The organism is Caballeronia terrestris (assembly GCF_001544515.1).
GTDB classification, from domain to species: domain Bacteria; phylum Pseudomonadota; class Gammaproteobacteria; order Burkholderiales; family Burkholderiaceae; genus Caballeronia; species Caballeronia terrestris.
This window is the reverse complement of the sequence record NZ_FCOL02000245.1, coordinates 1-2,813: the sequence shown is the minus strand read 5'-3', so window position 1 is coordinate 2,813 and position 2,813 is coordinate 1. Positions and strand designations below refer to the sequence as shown.

Annotated in this window: 4 protein-coding genes; 3 read left to right on the top strand and 1 reads right to left on the bottom strand. The window is 58.9% G+C overall.

The window, feature by feature from the left end; genetic code table 11:
* Positions 1-615: amidohydrolase family protein (locus AWB67_RS35995; RefSeq protein WP_159965126.1), on the top strand; the 615-nt coding region annotated here is incomplete at its 5' end.
* Positions 616-646: 31 nt separating this feature from the next.
* On the opposite strand, the gene AWB67_RS35990 is transcribed toward AWB67_RS35995, so the two are convergent.
* Positions 647-1,708 carry a DMT family transporter gene (locus AWB67_RS35990; RefSeq protein ID WP_087660635.1) on the bottom strand — a complete coding sequence of 354 codons (1,062 nt, stop codon included), beginning with the start codon at positions 1,706-1,708 and terminating at the stop codon, positions 647-649.
* A 411-nt stretch (positions 1,709-2,119) separates the two neighbouring features.
* Between AWB67_RS35990 and AWB67_RS35985 the strand changes: the two genes are divergently transcribed.
* Complete coding sequence (locus AWB67_RS35985) at positions 2,120-2,506, top strand: VOC family protein (protein WP_087660634.1); 387 nt, start codon at positions 2,120-2,122, stop codon at positions 2,504-2,506.
* Positions 2,481-2,813: VOC family protein (locus tag AWB67_RS43275; protein ID WP_327367116.1), on the top strand; the 333-nt coding region annotated here is incomplete at its 3' end. The genes AWB67_RS35985 and AWB67_RS43275, both read left to right, overlap by 26 nt.

Sequence of the window (2,813 nt, the reverse complement as noted above, 5' to 3'; positions counted from 1 at the left end):
GGCGTGCGCCATCTCGCGACATGGGACGCGGATACGACTCTCGCCAATCCGCTCACCGCCGCGCCGCGCGGACTGCTGCTCGATCCCGCTTATCGCGCAGGCGTCGCGCAACTCGGTGCGCTCGGTCTTTCTTATGATGCGTGGTTGTTCTTCCCGCAGCTTCCCGAACTGTACGATCTCGCGAAGGCCAATCCGGACGTGCCGATCGTCGTCAATCATTGCGGCGGCGTCGTGCGCATCGCGAGCTACGAGGACAAGCGCAAGGAAGTGTTCGACGATTGGTCCCGTTCCATGCGCGCCTTGGCGCAGTTGCCGAACGTGTATGTCAAGGTCGGCGGCCTGGGGATGCGGATCAATGGCTTCGACTTCGACAAGGGCGAGCGGCCGCCATCGTCGATGGAACTCGCGGATGCCTGGAAGCCGTGGATGCACACGTGCATCGAGGCGTTCGGCGCCGACCGATGCATGTTCGAAAGCAACTTTCCGGTGGACAAGGGTTCCTATCCGTATAGCAACGGCTGGAATGCATTCAAGCGGCTAACCGCACAGGCGAGGCCTGACGAGCGCGACGCGTTGTTCCGAGGGACGGTGAGTAAGGTGTATCGGCTTGGCTGACTATTCGAGGAGCGAGAGCTTGCTCCCGTCGTCAGTGAATGTGACGGTGATGAATGTCGGGAAAATGCGCATGCGCGTGCGTAAGAGGCGCGTGTCGATGAGGATGAGTGTGCGGCTCTTTTCCGTCCCATTCGAAGTCGTGGGTGTGCTGATGATGTTCGTCATGTCGATGTCGATGGTTGTGGGCGAGTACCTCGTGCGTGTGCAGATGTTCATGCCTCTCGCGAATATGTAGCCAGATCCCCAAGGCCATGAGCGCGGCTGCAATGCAGAACGGCAGCGGCGGCCACTCGGGCCAGAGAACGAGAGACAGCCCCACGCCGAATATGGGTGCAACGGAAAAATATGCCCCGGTCCGGGCGGTACCGAGGTTTCGAAGCGCGACGACAAAGAGAACCAGGCTGACGCCGTAGCCAGCAAAGCCGGTAAGCATCGCCGCCGCCGCTCTCCCGACACTTGGGAGATGCGCACCAAGGAGCAACGCGATACACAGATTGACGCAGCCGGCGACAAGACCTTTCAGGCAGGCGATGATCATCGCGTCGTTCGCTGACACTTTCCGCGTCAGATTGTTGTCGACTGCCCACGCAAGGCAGGCTGCGACGATCAGCAGCGCTCCCGGCGAGACGCCAGCGTCGCCAGGTTGCCACGAAAGCACGATTCCACCGGACACGATCGCGACCATACCGAGAAATATCTGCACGTCGACATTCTCGCGGAACACCACCCAGGCGATCACCGCCGTCAATACGCCTTCGAGGTTCAGCAGGAGGGAACTGGTTGCTGCCGGCGTCGTACTCAGGCCGAGCATCAGCAGCGCGGGGCCCGCTACGCCGCCTGCGGCTATCGCGCCGGCAAGCCACGGTATTTCAGCGGTCTGGATGCGAGTTTGATTTTGTTTCGCACCCTCCGTTCGGCGTACACGTCGAACGAGTATTGCGACGGCTAGTCCAAGGCCGCTGCCAAGGTAGAACAAGCCCGCAACCATGAAAGCGGAGAGCGTTCCCAGCAGTGTTTTGGCGAGCGGCGTCGTCGCGCCGAATAGCGCGGCTGCGAGAAGAGCTGTGAAAGCGGCGTGGTGACGGCTATGCATTGCGAGGAAGCTCTATATCGTTGGATCGCTTCGTTGCAGGAGGTTATCGTATGCGCTTCGTTGGTCCGGTGCAGCAAATCGAGCGTTGCTCAACAAGATACTGCCGCAAGCTTACGGAATATGATGCGTTCAGCGCCAAAAGTTGACTCGATATCGTTCTGACCGCGCGACGATGCACTTTCCATCCTTGCCTTGCGGACGTCGTTCCGCAGACCGGCGCTTGCCCCTGGTTCCGTGGCAAGTCCGGCGCCGCGCTCAGCCGGATCGCAGTAAGCTCGCCCGAAGCCCGTGCCGCCTGCGGTCTGGAAGCAGCGCCGGACAACGTGAGTGCTGTCATCGTCAATAGTCGAAAGGCAAGTGTTCCGACACCAATCTGGTTTTAATTGCACTGCATTGAATGGAGTTGTTGATATGCCTGAATCCGGCACCGATCTGCGATCGTTTTCGTTCGTTCTTGCGGTACCAAACCTCGAGCGAAGTGCATCATACTTTCGTCACGCACTCGGCTTTCACCTTGAGTGGCCCGAAGGATCGGGTTGGCAACTCGCGTCGAGAGGCGGTGTGCGCATCATGATGGGTCATTGCCCGGACGCAATGGCGCCGTCTGCAACCGGAGATCACAGCTATTTTGGTTACTTCAATGTGGACGACGTCGACGCACTTCACGACGAATTCGTCAGCCGCGGTGCCATCATCCTTCAGCCTCCTGCCGACAAACCACATGGTATGCGAGAGTTTCTCGTCGGTACGCCTGACGGGCACCGTATGATGATTGGGCAGGATATCGCACGACCATGAATTTGAACCAGGAAAACATGCGACCATCGTTAAACCGAATACTGCTTTATGTGAAGGACGTGCAAACCACTTGTGTGCTTTCTACACGCGACACTTCGGGTTCGAATGCAAGCTCCAATCCGATGATCGAATTGCTGAGTTGATCTCACCGCACGGGGGCGCCATTCTCATGGTTCACAAGGCGGCGAAGAGCGTGAAGACGGGGCAAGTCACGGTCAAGCTTGTTTTCGACATCGAGGACATCGAGGCTTTTAAAGCCCAGTGCGCGCAACAGGGTCTGGAGTTCGGTTCGTCCCATCGAGCGGAC

Excerpts from the sequence above, each read along its gene's own strand:
- AWB67_RS35990 (WP_087660635.1), bottom strand. The coding sequence starts at position 1,708 with ATGCATAGCCGTCACCACGCCGCTTTCACAGCTCTTCTCGCAGCCGCG.
- AWB67_RS35985 (WP_087660634.1), top strand. The coding sequence starts at position 2,120 with ATGCCTGAATCCGGCACCGATCTGCGATCGTTTTCGTTCGTTCTTGCG.